Origin of the sequence: Sphingomonas sp. A2-49 (assembly GCF_025548555.1) — a bacterium.
Lineage (GTDB): Bacteria > Pseudomonadota > Alphaproteobacteria > Sphingomonadales > Sphingomonadaceae > Sphingomonas.
Map to the genome: position 1 here is coordinate 114,421 of NZ_JAJLPA010000006.1, position 17,229 is coordinate 131,649.

Annotated in this window: 13 protein-coding genes; 8 read left to right on the forward strand and 5 right to left on the reverse strand. The window is 69.7% G+C overall.

Features of this window, described 5'->3' with window-relative positions:
- Positions 1-2: 2 nt before the first annotated feature.
- Entirely contained in the window at positions 3-551 is a 549-nt protein-coding gene (locus LPN01_RS08150; RefSeq protein ID WP_262827904.1) for a F0F1 ATP synthase subunit delta, read from the reverse strand.
- Between the two features lie 232 nt (positions 552-783).
- Between LPN01_RS08150 and LPN01_RS08155 the strand changes: the two genes are divergently transcribed.
- Both LPN01_RS08155 and LPN01_RS08160 read left to right on the forward strand, forming a co-directional pair.
- Positions 784-1,716, forward strand: coding sequence for a hypothetical protein (locus tag LPN01_RS08155; RefSeq protein WP_262827876.1), 933 nt, complete (start codon positions 784-786; stop codon positions 1,714-1,716).
- Positions 1,717-1,765: 49 nt separating this feature from the next.
- The gene (locus LPN01_RS08160; RefSeq protein ID WP_262827877.1) at positions 1,766-2,791 is read left to right on the forward strand and encodes a bifunctional transcriptional activator/DNA repair enzyme AdaA; all 1,026 of its coding nucleotides are present in this window, start codon (positions 1,766-1,768) and stop codon (positions 2,789-2,791) included.
- Positions 2,792-2,809: 18 nt separating this feature from the next.
- Here the strand turns inward: LPN01_RS08160 and LPN01_RS08165 are convergent, their stop codons facing one another.
- Both LPN01_RS08165 and LPN01_RS08170 read right to left on the reverse strand, forming a co-directional pair.
- On the reverse strand, positions 2,810-4,321 hold the full coding sequence (locus tag LPN01_RS08165; protein ID WP_262827878.1) for a DUF1570 domain-containing protein: 1,512 nt from the start codon (positions 4,319-4,321) through the stop codon (positions 2,810-2,812).
- 89 nt (positions 4,322-4,410) lie between these two features.
- A complete protein-coding gene (locus tag LPN01_RS08170; protein WP_262827879.1) occupies positions 4,411-5,922 on the reverse strand; it encodes a S1C family serine protease in 1,512 nt (503 codons plus the stop codon).
- Between the two features lie 124 nt (positions 5,923-6,046).
- On the opposite strand from LPN01_RS08170, the gene LPN01_RS08175 reads away from it, so the two are divergent.
- From LPN01_RS08175 to LPN01_RS08185, 3 genes are read left to right on the forward strand one after another with little or no spacing between them, the layout of a single operon-like run.
- On the forward strand, positions 6,047-7,576 hold the full coding sequence (locus LPN01_RS08175) for a CpaF family protein (RefSeq protein ID WP_262827880.1): 1,530 nt from the start codon (positions 6,047-6,049) through the stop codon (positions 7,574-7,576).
- A 13-nt stretch (positions 7,577-7,589) separates the two neighbouring features.
- Positions 7,590-9,317, forward strand: a complete 1,728-nt coding sequence (locus LPN01_RS08180; RefSeq protein ID WP_262827881.1) for a DUF6311 domain-containing protein — start codon at positions 7,590-7,592, stop codon at positions 9,315-9,317.
- A 7-nt stretch (positions 9,318-9,324) separates the two neighbouring features.
- Positions 9,325-10,551: a PDZ domain-containing protein gene (locus tag LPN01_RS08185; RefSeq protein ID WP_262827882.1), complete on the forward strand. Its 1,227-nt coding sequence runs from the start codon at positions 9,325-9,327 to the stop codon at positions 10,549-10,551.
- A gap of 32 nt (positions 10,552-10,583) precedes the next feature.
- Here the strand turns inward: LPN01_RS08185 and LPN01_RS08190 are convergent, their stop codons facing one another.
- Both LPN01_RS08190 and phaR read right to left on the reverse strand, forming a co-directional pair.
- On the reverse strand, positions 10,584-10,769 hold the full coding sequence (locus LPN01_RS08190; RefSeq protein ID WP_262827883.1) for a hypothetical protein: 186 nt from the start codon (positions 10,767-10,769) through the stop codon (positions 10,584-10,586).
- 10 nt (positions 10,770-10,779) lie between these two features.
- Complete coding sequence (phaR, locus tag LPN01_RS08195) at positions 10,780-11,343, reverse strand: polyhydroxyalkanoate synthesis repressor PhaR (RefSeq protein WP_262827884.1); 564 nt, start codon at positions 11,341-11,343, stop codon at positions 10,780-10,782.
- A gap of 101 nt (positions 11,344-11,444) precedes the next feature.
- On the opposite strand from phaR, the gene LPN01_RS08200 reads away from it, so the two are divergent.
- The 3 genes from LPN01_RS08200 to LPN01_RS08210 all read left to right on the forward strand — a co-directional run bounded on the left by LPN01_RS08200 (position 11,445) and on the right by LPN01_RS08210 (position 17,130).
- Positions 11,445-12,467 (forward strand): alpha/beta fold hydrolase, encoded by a 1,023-nt coding sequence (locus LPN01_RS08200; protein WP_262827885.1) that lies wholly within the window; start codon positions 11,445-11,447, stop codon positions 12,465-12,467.
- A 7-nt stretch (positions 12,468-12,474) separates the two neighbouring features.
- On the forward strand, positions 12,475-13,650 hold the full coding sequence (locus LPN01_RS08205) for an acetyl-CoA C-acetyltransferase (protein ID WP_262827886.1): 1,176 nt from the start codon (positions 12,475-12,477) through the stop codon (positions 13,648-13,650).
- A gap of 183 nt (positions 13,651-13,833) precedes the next feature.
- The gene (locus tag LPN01_RS08210) at positions 13,834-17,130 is read left to right on the forward strand and encodes a TonB-dependent receptor domain-containing protein (protein ID WP_262827887.1); all 3,297 of its coding nucleotides are present in this window, start codon (positions 13,834-13,836) and stop codon (positions 17,128-17,130) included.
- The last annotated feature ends 99 nt before the right edge of the window (positions 17,131-17,229 follow it).

Here is a 17,229-nt window from a genome sequence, read left to right on the forward strand (position 1 = left end):
GCTTAGCCCTTCATCGCGTGCGCGAGAGTATTGAGACGGGTGCGGATCGACGAATCGATCATCTGCGAACCGATGCGGACGACCAGGCCGCCGAGCAGTTCGGGATCGACCGACAGGTCGACGGAAACGTCGCGCCCCATGCGGGTGCGCAGTTGCTGCCTGAGCTCGCCGACCTGTTCCTCGGTCAGCGGATGCGCGCTGGTGACCTCGGCGGTCGCCTCGCCGCGATGGCGCGCGGCCAGCTGGCGGAACGCGCGGATGATCGCGGGCAGCTGGCCCAGGCGACGGTTCTCGGCGAGCACGCCGAGGAAATTGCGGGTGGTGGCATCGAGCCCGAGCGTATCGGCGGTGGCGAGCACCGCCTTCACCGCGGCGCCGCGGGCGACCAGCGGGCTGGTGGTGAGCGTGCGGAAATCGTCGCTTTGCGCCAGCGCGTCGCGCACCGCCGCAAGACCCGCCTCGACCGTGTCGATGCTCTTCGAATCGCGCGCGAGATCGAACAGCGCGAGCGCATAGCGGCCGCCTAAGCTTGCCTGGATACCGCCGCCCAAATTACCGCTGGATGTCTCCACGGAATCGAAGTCCTCGTGCCGAATGTTGGCCCATGGGGAAGAGGGCGCGCAAACGCGCACCTGCTATGGGTGGCGGGCGGCTAGCATGAGGGTCGCCGGAGCGCAAGCATAGCGAAAGGAGGAGGCGCCGGCTTTTGCGGCCGGAGCGGGTGCAACCAGCTGGCGTTCAGGATCGCTTCGGTACCAGCGGATGCAGCGAAAGGTGGTGACGATGCGGCGGGCGATGCTGGCGATCGGGCTGTGCGCGGCGGCGCCCGCCGCGGCGGAGACGTTGCGGGTCGAAGGCGTGTTCCCGGCGCAGGCGCGCGAGGCGAGTTTCCTGCCGACGATCGCGGTCGGCCCGTTCGCCGGGCCCGACGGCGTCGAGCTCGCGGAGGCGATCGAACGGCGGCTGGCGACGCTGGGCCGCGATGGCCTGCCGCACGCGCGGCTGGTGCCGCCCTCGCTCCGCCCCGACGGCCTGCTCACCGGGCGTACCGACGTGCAGGTCGCCGACACCGACTATACCGAGAGCCGCGAGCGCTGCGCCGAGAAGAAGGACGGCAAGTGCACCCGCAAGGAGAAATACCGCGTCGGCTGCGTCCGCCGTGCGATCGCCTTTCGCGCCGAGTTGCGGTTGATGCGACGGACCGGCGGGGGCATGCCCTATGACGTGGTGCGCACCCGCGACGACCGCCACGAATGGTGCGAGGACAGCGGCTTCGCCAGCGACGTCGCCGGAATGGTGCACGGCATGGTCGAATCGGTCGCGGCGGAGGTTCGGCTCGATCTCGCGCCGCATGCCGAAAGCTATACGATCCGCGTGCAGGAGGGGCGCGACGGCCTGCCGACCGATGTCGCGGCGCAGTTCAAGGCCGCGGTGCGGCTGACCAAGCGCGATCCCGCCGCCGCCTGCGCCGGATTCGCCGCGATCGACCGGCTGGTGCCCGATCACGGATCGACCATGTTCAACCTGGCGCTGTGTGCGGAGGCGGCGGGGCGCTATGCGGAGGCGGGCGACCGCTACACGCGCGCGCGGCTGTTCGCGCCACGGGCGGCGGGCGAGATCACCAAGGGGCTGGGCCGCGTCGGCGCGCTTGCCGCGGGCGCGCAGGACGTGGCGGCGATGCGCGCGCTGCCACCCGTTCGCGGCAGCGGACTTTGACCGCAACCCGCGGGATGGGGCGGGCGCGGCGATCGGCTATGGCCGGGGCATGAGCACGATCGACCAGGACGCGGCATGGGCCGCCTTCGAAGCCCGCGACCGCCGCCACGACGGCACCTTCGTCGTCGCGGTGCGGACCACCGGCATCTATTGCCGGCCGAGCTGCCCCGCGCGGCATCCGCATCGCGAGAACGTTCGCTTCCTGCCGGACGGCGAAGCGGCGCGCGCGGCGGGCTATCGCGCCTGCCTGCGCTGTACGCCCGACACGGTCGCGCGCGACAGCCGCGCGGTGACGGACGCGGTCGCCGCGATCGCGGCGGCGCCGGACGGCATCGACCTCACTACGCTCGCCGCGCGCGTCGGCTATGCGCCGCACCATTTCCTGCGACTGTTCCGGCGCGCGACCGGGGTGACGCCGGCGGCCTATGCCCGCGGCCTGCGCGCGACGCGGGCGGCGGACGCGTTGCAGCGCGAGGACAGTGTCACCGCGGCGATCTACGACGCGGGCTATGGCGCGGCGAGCCGGTTCTACGCGGATGGCGCGCAGCGGCTGGGCATGGCCCCGAGCGCCTGGGCACGCGGCGGCGCCGGCGCGACGATCCGCTGGACGCGGGTCGACACCAGCCTTGGTCCCCTGCTGGTCGCGGCGACCGACGCCGGCCTCTGCCGCGTCGCGTTCGACGAGGATGCGGCGGCGCTGGCCGCCCGCTTCCCGCAGGCCATCGTCGAGCCGGGCGGCCCCGCGCTCGCGGCGCTGGCGGCGGAGGTGGTGGCGCTGGTCGAGACGCCGGGCCGCGACGCCACGCTGCCGCTCGATGTCCGCGGGACGGCGTTCCAGGAGGCGGTGTGGCAGGCGCTGCGGACGATCCCCATGGGCGAAACGCGCAGTTATGCCGAACTCGCCGCGCTCGCCGGCCGGCCGGGCGCGGTGCGCGCGGCGGGAACCGCCTGCGGCAGCAATCCGCTCGCGGTCGTCGTCCCGTGTCACCGCGTCACGCGCACCGACGGCGCTCTGGGCGGCTATGCCTATGGCGTCGAACGCAAGCGCACGTTGCTGGCGCGCGAGCGGGGGTGAGCGGCGAGGGTCTGCGGGTCACTCCGGCTGGTCGGCATCCTCCACCGTCGCGCCCGCGGCGGCCATCGCCGCCACCCCGCCCTTGCCCGCGTCGAGCTGGACGAGCAGCTTCGCCGCCGGATTGCCGGGCCCGCTATGCGCGGAATAGGCGAGCGGCCGCAGCGCCCCCCGCGCATCGTCGGTCCGCCCGTCGACCAGCGACTGGATCGCATAGGCATAGCCGACCCCCGGATCCTGCGGCACCAGTTCGTGCGCGCGGCGCAGCGCCGCCTTGGCATTGTCGGTCGGGATCGCCCGCGCCATCCCGAAGCTGGAATAGAAGAGCATCAGCGCATAGGCGTCGTTGGGGTCGAGGCGATTGGCCCTGAGCAGCCAGCCGCGCGCTTCCTTCCACACCGCCGGATCGCGCGACTTCGCCGCGGTTGCGCGGCGCAGGTGCACCTGCGCCTTGTAGACCAGCGCCTGCGCCGATTTCGGATCGAGCGCCAGGGCCCGGTCCGCAGCGGCATCGGCGAGGTCGTGGCGCCCGGCGTCGAGCGCCATCTCGGCGAGCCAGCCCTGCACGACCGGATCGTCGGCATAACGTTCGCCGATCGGCACCGCCTGCGCCAGGATCGGCTGCGCGGTGTCGCGGTTGACGCCGCGATCGGAGCGCATGCGAAGCCCGATCATCGCCTTCTCGCCGGGGCGCAAGGGTCGCAGGACCACTTTGGGCTCCGGCAGCCGGGTGAGCGGAATCTTGTAGGCCGGCAGCGTCGACTTGCCGAGATAGGCGGCGAGCGACGTGTCGAGCGCACGCAGGTCGCCGAACGCCGCGCGCGCCGCCTCCGCCCCCGGCTTGCCCGCGTTCACCGCCAGCAGATAGGCGTTGAGCTGGCGCCGCCGGTCCGTATCCACCGTCAGGTAATGCGTCATCAGCCAGCCGCGCGCGTAGAGCGAGGACGTCTGGCTTTCCGACATCTTCGCGCGGTCGAGCGAGAACAATTGTTCGGCCGACAGCCCCTTTTGCATCAGCAGTTCGTAGGCGCGGTGCTGCGCCGCCGCGCCGACCCAGACGACGTCCTTGTCGAACCGCGCGGTCGACAGGAATTCGGCATAGCCCTCGCCATACCAGGCGGGCACGGCGATCGCGGTGTTCGCCAGCATCAGGTGGTGGGCATATTCGTGGAACAATACGATCTGGGGCTGGAGGGTGCCGGCCCCCGAATCGCCGCGGCTGCGCGCCGGCGTGAACGCGACCGACCCGCTCGCGCGACCCTGGTAGAAGCCGGCGATGTTGCTGCCGCCGGCGCCGAACATCCGGCGCACCACGGCATCGTTGGCGACGACATAGACGGTCAGCCGGTTCGATCCGTCCTCCTCGCGCGCAGGAATCGCGTTGAAGTAGCGGATCAGGCTGTCGAACCGTTCCAGCTGTTCGGCCTGGCGCCTGACCTCTTCGGCACCGCCATCGGCATAGACGACGAAATGCGCCGACGTCGCCTCGAACCATTCCGCACGCGCCGGCTGTGCCGCGACGAGCGCGGCCATGCTTGCCGCGACCGCCGCCCGTCTTCCCCAATGCTGCATCTCATCCCCCGACGACTGTCGTCCGAGGCTAGCGCGCGGCGCGATGTCTGTCAGCCGCCGTTTCGACAGGTATAGACGAGTTTTTCGTTGGGCAGCGGGGGCAGCGCCGCGCGGACCGCGGCCTGGCGCTGCGCGAGGCGCCCGATCGCGGCGGGATCGATGCTGCACCGCGGGTCGGCACCGTCGCCGCGCAGCGTGCGCGCCTGCGCCATCGCCTGCGCGCCGAGCATGTAGCGCGTGCTGGTGAGGCGCCGCGTCGCGGGATCGAAGCTCTGCACCGACACCGTCTGTTCGCCGGCGGGGACCAGCACGCGCTCCCAGCGATCCCCCGCGGACAGATATTGCGTGCGGCCGTCGACGCAGCCGCTGCGGCCCCAGTCGAGCGCGACATCGGTCGTCGCCGACACGGTGACGCGGCTGCTGTCCGGCTGGAACACGCAGACGAGCTTTCCGAGCGCGGCGTTGGGCACCAGCGGACGTACGCTCGCCGGCGCGGTCGGCAGGTCGGGCTCGCCCGACGGACGCAATACGAACACCACCACCGCGACGCCCATGCCGACGCCGCCGACCATGGCCGCCCACAGCGCCGGCCGCCGGCGCCCGCGCGATGCGAGCAGGCCGGCGCCGCCGACGCCGAGCGCGCCGAGCACCAGCAACAGTCCGGCGGTCGCCATCACGTTCTCGCGCCGGGTCTGCGCGGCGTCGCGCGCGCGCGACAGCGCCGCCTCTCGCGCCATCGCGATCCGCGTCGCTTCCTCGCGCGCGCCGGTCAAGGCGTCGGAGCGCGCGCGCGCGTCCGCCTCGCTGTCGTCACGCAGCCGCTCCTCGATCGACGTGCAGGGCGTGCCGACGCTGGCGAAGGGCTGTTTTGCCGAGCGCAGGAAGGCGGCGACCTCGGTATCGGCGATCGCGAAGCCGAACGAGCTGTCGCCCTCCTCGCCGCGGGTGATCGCGGAATTGATCCCGATCACCCGGCCGCAGCGGTCGAGCAGCGGCCCGCCCGAATTGCCGCGTGCGATATTGGCGGTGTGGAGCAGCACCTCGACCCCGGTCAGGCTGCGCCGTCCCGAGAACACGCCCTCCGACCGCACCGGCGAGGTCGGGCGGATATAGTCGGCCGCCGATTTCGCCGTCGCGAGATCGACGTTGCCCGGATAGCCGAGCGCGACGACGCTCTCCCCCTCGCCGACCGGGCCGGTATAGAGCGCGGCGGGGGGCAGGCTGGCGCCGGTGAATTCGATCAGCGCCAGGTCCGCCTTCGCGTCATAGGCGATGACGCGGCCCTGATAGCTCTTGTCGCCTTCGGAGGGCACGACGCCGACAACGACATTGTCGGGATAGCGTTCGGCCAGTTCCATCACATGCGCATTGGTGACGATGCGGTTGGGCGCGACCGCGACGCCGCTGCCGTGGCCGAAGCCCACCACCTGTCCGTCGACGACCGCGATCGTGACGACGCGGACGACGCCGCGCCCGGTCGCGCCGATATCGTCGGCGCTTGCGGGAGCCGCCCGGCCGAGGACGCAGCCGAACGCGAGCAGGAGGAACAGGAGGCGGCGCATGCCCGTGCGTCCGAAGGGCAGCGGCGCGTCGCTGTCAAGCGAACCCGGGGCGGGTCGCTGGTTTGGTTAGTAAAATGTCAAACTCTGCCGCCTACCCCTTGCCGCGAGGTTCAGGGGGTAAGGCATGAGCGCGTTCGGGCGTCGCAGCGGAATCGGTGGCGGACAGCCGGCAAGGCCGGCGTTCGGCGTGGCACGGCCGATGCAGGGCAGCGGTGCCCCGCGCCCCGACGAATCGCCGCCCGGCAGCCAGTTCCCGCCGATCGATTCGGTACCGCTGCCCGGCGAGGACGGCCTGCCCGCCACGATGCCGGCCGGCACGGTCGATGCGATGCAGCGGCTGACCGACCGCCAGAATTCGAGCGGCGATGCCGGCAGCAGCCGCGGCGAGGGATTCGAGGCGTCGATCCACAAGATCAAGGAACAGGTGCTGCCGCGCCTGCTCGAACGCGTCGACCCGGAAGCCGCGGCGACGCTGGGCAAGGACGAGCTTGCCGAGGAATTCCGCCCGATCATCGGCGAGGTGCTCGCCGAGCTGAAGCTGACGCTAAACCGCCGCGAACAGTTCGCGCTGGAAAAGGTGCTGGTCGACGAGCTGCTCGGGCTGGGGCCGCTGGAGGAATTGCTCGCCGATCCGGCGATCAGCGACATCATGGTCAACGGGCCCGACCAGACCTATGTCGAGCGCAAGGGCAAGCTGGAGCTGGCGCAAATCCAGTTCCGCGACGAGGAGCATCTGTTCCAGATCGCGCAGCGCATCGTCAATTCGGTCGGCCGCCGCGTCGACCAGACGACGCCGCTCGCCGACGCCCGCCTGAAGGACGGATCCCGCGTCAACGTGATCGTGCCGCCGCTGAGCCTGAAGGGCACGGCGATCTCGATCCGCAAATTCTCCGCCAAGCCGATCACGCTCGACATGATGGCGGGCTTCGGCAGCATGAGCCCCAAGATGGCGACCGCGCTGAAGATCGCGGGCGCGAGCCGGTTCAACGTCGTCATTTCGGGCGGTACCGGTTCGGGCAAGACGACGATGCTCAACGCGCTGTCGAAGATGATCGACCCCGGCGAACGCGTGCTGACGATCGAGGACGCCGCCGAACTCAGGCTCCAGCAGCCGCACTGGCTGCCGCTGGAAACGCGTCCCGCCAACCTGGAAGGGCAAGGCGAGATCAGCATCCGCGACCTCGTCAAGAACGCGCTGCGCATGCGGCCGGACCGCATCATCCTCGGCGAAATCCGTGGATCCGAATGTTTCGACATGCTTGCCGCGATGAACACCGGGCACGACGGATCGATGTGCACGCTGCACGCCAACTCCCCGCGCGAGGCGCTCGCCCGCATGGAGAACATGGTGATGATGAGCGACATCAAGGTGCCCAAGGAGGCGATCAGCCGCCAGATCGCCGATTCGGTCGAGCTCATCATCCAGGTGAAGCGCCTGCGCGACGGCAGCCGCCGCGTCACCAACGTCACCGAGGTGATCGGCATGGAAGGCCCGGTGATCGTCACCCAGGAACTGTTCAAGTTCGAATATCTCGACGAGGGTGCCGACGGCAAGATCATCGGCGAATACCGCTCGATGGGTCTGCGCCCCTATACGCTCGACAAGGCCAAGCAGTTCGGCTTCGACAGCGCCTATCTCGAAGCGTGCCTGTAGGAGGGCCGGGGCGATGACGACGCTGTCGAATCCCGGACCCGCGCCGCGCGTCGCACGGGCGTGGAATCGCGGCCGGCGGGGCAGCGCCGCGTCGGGGTCATCGCGCGCGGCGTGGCGGCTGGCGACGCCGTTGCTGCTCGCGGCGTTGCCGCTCGCCCTGTTCTTCGCCTTCTTCCATGCCTCGACGCTGGATATCGGCAATCCGGGCTGGCTGATCCGCGCCAGCGACAACGGCGAGAACGCGCTGGGCGCGCACGCCTATTGGCACGATCCGAACGCCGGCGCCTCGCTGCGGACGGGGCTGCTCAACGCGCCCGACGGCGTGCCGGTGCTCTATACCGACAGCAACCCGCTGCTGACGCTCGCCGCCAAGCCGTTCGCACGGGCACTGCCGGCGGATGCGCAGCTGATCGGGCCGTTCGTGCTGTTCAGCCTGTTCCTGCAGGCGGTCTTCGCGTGGCTGCTGCTGCGCCGCCGCGCGCCCGGGCCGGTCGCCTTATGGGTCGGCGTCGCGCTGCTCGCGTTCCCGCCGACGCTGTTCAATCGCTTCATCCACGTCAACCTGATGGCGCATTGGACGATCCTTGCCGCGCTGTACCTGTTCCTCGATGCGAAGCGCGGCGAACGGATGCGCTGGTGGGTGCCGCTGATCGCGATCACCGCGCTGATCCACAGCTATCTGCTGGTGATGGTCGGCGCGATCTGGGCGTCGGTGATGCTGGTCAGGCTGCTCGACGGCGGCCCGCGCACGCGCATCGCGACGCTGGTGCAGGGCACGGCGATGCTGGCGCTCGTCGCGCTGCTCGCCTGGTGGCTGGGTGTCGGCGACCAGATCGCGGCGCGCAATTTCGGCTTCTATTCGATGCCGCTCGACGCGCTGTGGAATCCCGGCATCCAGACCTATTCCAACCTGCTGCCCGCGCACGAGCCGACCCCCGCCCGCTATTTCGAGGGGTTCCAATATCTCGGCGCCGGGGGCCTCGCCCTGATCGCGACCGCCATCGCCGTCGCCGGTGCGCTGCCCGCCGCCGCGGGCGAGGACGTCGTCCGGCAGCGGCTGCGCCGGCTGGTCCCGGCGTTGCTGGTGCTCGGCATCCTCGCGATCACGCGGATGCAACTGCCGGTGTTCCTTCAGGTCGGGCTCGACCCGGTGCGCGCATCGGGCCGGCTGTTCTGGCCGATCGGCTACGTCATGGTATTCGTCGCGCTGCTGTCCATCTATCGCCTGTCCGCGGAGCGCGCCGCGTTGCTGCTCGTGGCGGTGCTCGCGCTCCAGGTCGCGGACCTGTCCAACATGGCCGCGGCGATCCGCCTGCAAAGCGCGGAGGCGGACCGGCACCGGCTGTACGTGCGCACGCTCGATCCCCGCTGGGCGCCGTTGATCGCCAGCGCCGGCTCGATCGCCTTCATCCCCGGCGACGTCACCAAGGACCTGGGCCTGTTCCAGGAGGTGGCGTGGCGCGCGGTCAAGGCCGGGCGGCCGGTCGGCAACGTCTATGCCGCGCGCGGCAGCCGCGCGACGATCCGGCGCCTGACCGCCGAGCGTGCCGCCTTCGGCCGCGGCGAGCTGGTTCCCGGCCGGTTGTACATCGTCGGTCCCACCGTCACCGTGCCGGCCGGGGCCGCCGGCCGCCGCCTGACACTGGACGGCACGACCGTCGTCGTGCCCATGGCGGTGCGCACGGCCGTGGCTAACGACGCCAAAATGCCTGTCGCCGCGAGCCGACCCGCGCCGCTATAAGGCGCCGATGCTCCGCAATCCGATCCTCACGGCTCCGATCCTGCTGCTGCTTGCCGCCGCCCCGCCCCTGCCGGCGCAGGGCGTCGGCCGCGAGGGCGTCGCGACCCTGTCCGTCGATACCGAGGCACGCTGGGTGCCGTTCGACCTGACGCCCGGCAACCAGATCCGCTTCGCCCTGACGCTCGACGGCCGGCCGGTGACCGCGATCCTCGACACCGGCGTCAGCTATTCGGTGCTGGCGACCGCCTCGGCCGCCGCCGATCCCGCGCGCACCACCGCCAACGGCAGCGCGACCGCGATCGGCAGCCGTGCCGGCACCGGCGGGGCGGCCAGCGGCGCGGTGTCGATCGGGTGGCAGCCGACGCGCAACCTCGTCATCGGCGGGCTGACCCGGACCGGCGGCGGCGTCACCGTCGCCGACCTGCCCGCGCTGGCCACGGGCAGCGCACGCGCGGTCGACATGCTGGTCGGGCGCGACGTCACCGGCGGCCATGCGCTCGACATCGATTACGCCAACCACCGCTTCCGCCTGCTTCCCTCCGGCCGGCTGCCGTTCGTCGGCGCGCTCGCCCCGCTGTCGATCTCGGCCGGGCGCCGCGTCTACGAAAGCGCGATCGGCATCGGCACGAAGCGGCTCGCGCCGATGATCGTCGACACCGGCGACGGGTCCGCGGTCACGCTGTCGGCGGCGGCGGCGGCGACAGCCGGGATCGCGCGCCTGCCGACGACGACCACCATCTCGTTCGGGCTCGCCGGCGAGACGGTGAGCACGCTCGCGATCCTACCTTCGCTGACGCTGGGCCAGCGCACGATCCGCACCGTCGAGGCGCGGGTGGAACCCGCGGGCGGCTTCTCCGACACGATCGGGGTCGCGGGGCGGATCGGATCGGGCCTGTTACAGAACTATCGCGTGCTGCTCGACCCCGTCGCGGGGCGGATGGTGCTCCAGCCGGGGGCGCAGGCGGACATGCCGCCGCTGCGCTCGACCAGCGGCCTGCTCGTCGGGCTGGAGCGCGACCGGCTGCGGGTGCTGCACGTCATGCGTGGCGGGCCGGCGGCGGCGGCCGGATGGCGCGCAGGTGACGTCATCTGTCGCATCGACGGCCAGCCGATCGCCGCCGACTATCCCTCCAGTCCGCTCGCGCGCTGGGCGGTGGGCGCACCGGGCACGTCGGTCCGCCTCGGCATGTGCGACGGTTCGGTGCGACCGCTGACGCTCGCGCAATTCTATTGAGCGTCCGCAGCCGGCCCCGCGCCCGCGATGCCTCAGCCGGTGTGCAACCCGATACTGACCAGCAGGATCGTCGCCAGCAGCGCCGCCATCTGCACCGTGCGCCAGTCCACCCAGCCGACCCGGTCGGGATCGTCGCGCAACCGCCGCCGCCGGTCGGCCAGCGCGGCGGCGAGCGCCGTCAGCAGCGCGGCTCCCGCGCCCCAGAACGCCGGCGACATGCCCGTTGCCTCAGCCGAGCTTCTCGACCTTGTCCTGCAACCGCGTCAGCTCCGCCTTCAGCGCGGCGATCTCGGCATCCTTGGTCGCGGGGGCGGTGCCGGTGGCGGCCGTCGCGGCACCGCCGGGCGCCACGGGGGGCTGAAACGCCTGCGCCGCGGCCTCGAACATCTGGAGGTTGCGCTTGGCGATCTCCGCGAAGGGGGAATGCGCGAACGCGCCCTCGATCGTCGACTTGAACTGTTCCTGGTTGCGGCGGAAACTGTCCATCGACGCTTCCAGATAGCCCGGCACCATCGCCTGCATCGAATCGCCGTACATCGAGATCAGCTGGCGCAGGAAGCTGACCGGCAGCATCGTCTGGCCGCGGCTTTCCTCTTCCATGATGATCTGAGTCAGGACGTTGTGCGTGATGTCGTCGTCGGTCTTGGCATCGACGACCTTGAAGTCGCGGCCCTCGCGCGTCATCGTCGCGAGATGGTCGAGCGTGATGTAGGACGAGGTTTCGGTGTTGTAGAGCCGCCGGTTGGCGTATTTCTTGATGATGACGATGCCGTCGATAGTATGTTTCTTCATGCCGCTCCCCTGCCCTCTACCCGGTCGATGACGGTGCTCCGTTCGTGACCGATCAGGGTGTTACGCCTCAATTTGCCGCGCCGCAACACGGCCCGCGCCCGTTGCCGCTGTTCCTCGAGATGCTGCGCAGCGAAACCGCAGCAGAGCCGCAGCGGACCGCCGCCGCGCTGGCCGGGCTCGCCGCCTATCAGACGGCGGAGCGGCCCGCCGCGCCGCCGCCGAAGCCCGCGCTCGCGACCGCGGGTCGCGCCAGCCTGCGCTACCACGGCGGCCGCGGCCGGATGGTCGTGTTCGTGCCCTCGCTCATCAACCCGCCCGCGATCCTCGACCTCGGCGAGGCATCGCTGGTGCGCTGGATCGCGGCGCAGGGATACCGCACCGCACTCGTCGACTGGGGCTCGCCCGGCGCCGCCGACCGCGACATGGACATGACGGCGCATATCGAATCGCTGCTGGTGCCCCTGATCGAGCAGCTCGACGAGCCGCCGGTGCTCGTCGGCTATTGCCTCGGCGGAACCATGGCGCTCGCCGCCGCCTGCGCGACGCGGGTCGCCGGGCTCGCGACGATCGCGGCGCCGTGGCGGTTCGCCGGCTATGGCGCCGCCGCATCGGTCATGCTCGACATGTGGCACGCGGCGCGCCCGACGGCGGAGGCGCTGGGCGTGCTGCCGATGGAGGTGTTGCAGGCGGGCTTCTGGCGGCTCGATCCGGCCCGCACCATCGCCAAGTACGAAGCGTTCGGGCGCCTCGATCCCGGCAGCGATGCGGCGCGATCGTTCGTCCGGCTGGAAGATTGGGCGAATGCGGGCGAACCGCTGCCGCTCGCCGCCGCCCGCCACCTGTTCGAAGCCTTCATCGCACGGGACCTGCCCGGGACCGGCGGCTGGCGCGTGCGCGGCGCCATCGCCGCGCCGGAGCGGCTCGCCTGCCCCGCGGTCGAGTTCGTCTCCGCGACCGACCGGATCGTCCCCGCCGCCACCGCCGCGGGCCTCGCCGATCGCCGCGACCTGGCGCTCGGCCATGTCGGGATGATCGTCGGCAGCCGGGCGCAGGCAATGCTGTGGGCGCCGCTCGCCCACTGGATCGCGCGCCTGCCCGCGGGTACAGGGACGTCGAAGGAGTAGGACCATCATGACCGAGATCGTCGTCACCGCCGCCAAGCGCACCCCCGTGGGCAGCTTCCTGGGCGCGTTCGCCAACACCCCCGCGCACGAGCTGGGCCGGATCGCGATCGAGGCCGCGCTGGCGCAGGCCGGCGTCGACGGCGCCGACGTGTCGGAGGTGATCCTGGGCCAGGTGCTGACCGCGGCGCAGGGGCAGAACCCGGCGCGGCAGGCGTCGATGGCGGCGGGCATCCCCAAGGAGGTGCCGGCCTGGGGCGTCAACCAGGTCTGCGGGTCCGGCCTGCGCGCGGTCGCGCTCGCCGCGCAGGCGATCCAGACCGGCGATGCGACGATCGTCGTCGCGGGCGGCCAGGAAAGCATGTCGCTCAGCGCGCATGCCCAGACGATGCGCGGCGGCACCAAGATGGGGACGCTCAGCCTCGTCGACACGATGGTGGTCGATGGCCTGACCGATGTCTTCAACGGCTATCACATGGGCATCACCGCGGAAAATCTCGCCGAGCAATATCAGGTCACGCGCGCCGACCAGGACGATTTTTCCGTCGCGAGCCAGAACAAGGCCGAGGCCGCGCGCGGCAGCGGCCGCTTCCGCGACGAGATCGCGCCGGTGACGATCAAGGGCCGCAAGGGCGACACGACCGTGGCCGACGACGAATATATCCGCGCGGGCGCGACGCTGGAGAGCGTCGGCGGCGTGCGGCCGGCGTTCAAGAAGGACGGCACCGTCACCGCCGCCAACGCCAGCGGCCTCAACGACGGCGCCGCCGCGCTGGTGCTGATGAGCCGCGAGGAGGCCGACCGGCGCGGCACCCCGGTCCTCGCGACGATCCGCAGCTGGGCGAGCGCGGGCGTCGACCCGTCGATCATGGGCATCGGCCCGGTGCCGGCATCGAGGAAGGCGCTGGAAAAGGCCGGCTGGACGATCGCCGACCTCGACCTGATCGAGGCCAACGAGGCCTTTGCCGCGCAGGCGCTGTCGGTCGGCAAGGAACTCGGCTGGGACGCGGACAAGGTCAACGTCAACGGCGGTGCGATCGCGATCGGCCACCCGATCGGCGCCAGCGGCGCGCGTGTGCTGACGACCCTGATCTACGAGATGCAGAAGCGCGACGCCAAGAAGGGCCTGGCGACGCTGTGCATCGGCGGCGGCATGGGCATCGCGATGTGCGTGGAGCGGGGGTAACGGTTCAGACGCGCCTCGGACATATCGGGACATGAAACGCGGCGGATACGTGTCATTTTGGAGACACTATCGGTCAATATCAGCATATGTCCATTGTTGACATTAAATGCCCTTGTTTCAGTCGGTTAACTTGGGACACGTTGATCCCCTGAATAAGGCAAAAGCCTAAGACAGGGGACTGACATGAAGAATTGGTTGCTCTCCGCGAGTGCGCTCGCGGGCGGGATGCTGTTGGCCACGAACGCCTTCGCGCAGACGGCGGAAACGCCGCAGACGACTGCTCCTGCCGGAGCATCGATCGCATCGCAGGATCAGGATGCACCCACGAGCGGTGAAGACATTCTCGTCACCGGCTCGCGCATCCGCACGCCGAACGCCGATTCGGTCGTGCCGATCACCACGGTTTCCGTGGCCGAACTGACGCAGACCGCGCGTACCTCCATCGGCGACGTCCTCAACGATCTGCCGCAGCTCAACAGTACCTTCAGCCAGTCGAACTCGACCCGCTTCCTGGGCACCGGCGGCCTCAACCTGCTCGATCTGCGCGGCCTCGGGACGCAGCGCACGCTGGTTCTGGTTAACGGGCGTCGCCACGTCGGTTCGGACATCCTCAACAACGCAGTATCCGTCGACGTCAACACGATTCCGACCGACCTGATCGAGGCGGTCGACATCGTCACCGGCGGCAACTCCGCCGTATACGGTTCGGACGCGCTTGCCGGCGTCATCAACTTCCGCCTCAAGCAGAACTTCGACGGGCTCCAGATCCGCGCCCAGGGCGGCGTCAGCGACGAAAAGGATGCCGGCACCTACTTCGTCAGCCTGACCGGCGGCAAGAACTTCGCCGACGGACGCGGCAACATTGCCGTGAACCTCGAATATGCGCGGACCGAAGACCTGTTCGGTTCGGGACGCAAAGCCTATCGTCAGAACGACGCGTTCGTCACCACCAACATAGATGCAGCCGGTGCCGGGCTCGACGGCAAGCTTAACTTCGATGGCGTCCCCGATGCCACGTTCTTCCGCGACATCCGCGTAGGCACGTTCTCGGACGGCGGCCTCGTTTCGATCGCCGGTGGCGGTATCGGTGCGAATTCGACGGCGCGCTGCGGTCGCGATCCGCTTGGCCGCGCCTATACCTGCAACTATCTGTTCCAGCCGGACGGCACGCTTGCGCTCCAGACCGGCACGCGCGTTGGTATCGCCGGCGGCAGCGCGGCCGCCCCGACGGCGACCCCCGCCGGATCGTTCATCGGCGGCAACGGTAATACCCGCCGCGAAGGCACGCTGCTGCAGCTCCTGCCGCAGATCGATCGCTATTCGGCCAACCTCGTCGGTCACTTCGACGTATCGAGCGCGTTCGTCCCGTTCGTCGAGGCGAAGTACGTCCGGGTCGATTCGGTCAGCCTCGGCGGCTCCGGTCCGGCGTTCTACACCGGCGCAACTATCGAGCCGACGTTTGAGCGTCCACGTCTCGACAACCCGTTCCTCAGCGCATCGGCGCGCGCGACGCTCTCGTCGCAGTTCCTCGCGCTGGTGAACGCCGGCCAGAACCCGACGACGGGCGCGGCCTATGCGCCGATCACCAACGCCCAGGGCGTCGTCACGTCGACGGTCGCGCAGCAGCAGGCAGCAGCGATCGCGGCCATCAATGCAGGCTCGACGCGCTTCACCCTACGCAAGAACCTGACCGACCTCGGTTCGCGTCGCGAGGACGCACGCCGCGAAACCTATCGCTTCGTCGGCGGCGTGCGCGGTGACATCACCGATACGCTGAACTACGAAATCTCCGCCAATTACGGCGAGTTCAAGGAAAAGACGCGCGTCCTCGGCAACGTCGACGTCCAGCGCCTCGGCCTGGCCCTCGACGCGGTACGCAACTCGAACGGCCAGATTGTCTGCGGTGCGCAGACCGACATCAACCGCGCGAACGCCGGGCTCGGCATTCCGGGCCAGGATCGGAACGGCAACGCCGCCAATCTGGCCAGCGACATCGCAGCCTGCCAGCCGCTGAATCCGTTCGGCGTCGGCAGCATCTCTGATGCCGTGCGCAACTACGTGCTCCGCAATACGGTGTCGGCCGGCAAGATCACGCAGCTCGACTTGCTTGCCAACATCGCCGGTGACACGTCCAAGTTCTTCAACCTGCCCGGCGGCGCGATCGGTTTCTCGATCGGCGCCGAATACCGCCGCGAAACCAACTATTTCAAGGCGGATCCGGCGGTCGAGGCGGGCTACACCTTCTACAACGCCCTGGCGACGTTCGACCCGCCCGCCTTCGAAGTGAAGGAAGCGTTCGGCGAAGTGCGTCTGCCGCTGCTGAAGGACATCACGCTCATCAAGGAGCTGACCGTCAGCGCCGCGGGCCGTGTTTCAGATTACAAGGGCTCGGCCGGCACGGTCTATACGTACAACATCAACGGTACCTACGCTCCGGTGGAGGGCGTCCGGTTCCGCGCGAATTACGGCCGCGCAGTGCGCGCACCGAACCTGTCCGAGCTGTATTCCGCAGCCGGCCAGAACTTCGCGCCGGGGTTCGCGGACCCTTGCTCGGCGGACAATCTCGGCCGTGGAACGCAGTTCCGCGCCGCGAACTGCGCCGCGGCCGGCATCCCGACCAGCTATAACTTCCTCTACGCACAGTCGCTCGAGATCCTGAGCGGCGGCAATCCCGATCTGAAGGTCGAGAAGTCCGACTCCTATACCTACGGTGTCGTGCTCACCCCGACGTTCGTCCGCGGGCTGGTGTTCACCGTCGATTACTACAACATCAAGGTGAACGACGTCATTACCGCGGTGAGCGCGCAGGGCATCGTCAACAACTGCTACGATTCGCCGTCGATCACGGGGAACCAGTTCTGCTCGCAGTTCCAGCGCGTCGCGGCCGGCGGCACGGGTCCGAACGGCGAGCAGGCGTATCGCATCGTCGAAGGCAGCCTGCTGCAATCGTCGCTGAACTTCGCCAGCCTGAAGCGTCGCGGTATCGATGCGGATCTGCGGTATACGCGCAGCTTCGGCGATGCCCGCGTGTCGGCGCAGGTCATCTACACCCACATCCTGGAGAGCAGCAGCTTCCTCAACCCGTTGCAGCCCGCCTTTGCGGACACGACGGTGGGCGAGTTGGGCTATCCCAAGGACCAGGTGCAGGTGAACCTCGGCGCCGACTTCGGCATCGTGACGTTCGACACGCAGCTTCGCTATCTGTCGAAGCAGTCGGTCGGCGCGATCGAAAACCGCATCGCGTTCCAGGGCCGCGCGCCACAGAACCTCGACGATTTCAGCGTCCCCTACTATCCGGACGTGCTCTACATCGGCGCCAAGCTCGGCTTCGATATCGGCGAGCGGTCCAACTTCTACATCGGTGTCGACAACCTGACCGATCGCCTGCCCCCGCTCGGCGCGACCGGTGTCGGTGCCGGCAGCGCGATCTTCGACAACATTGGCCGACGCTTTTACGCCGGCGTGACCGCCCGCTTCTGAGCGAGCCGATCGCGTATCGAACGGAAGGGGCCGGTGGTTTCCACCGGCCCCTTTTTCGTTCACATTCCGCCTGATGCAAAACAATCCGACGGCAATCGC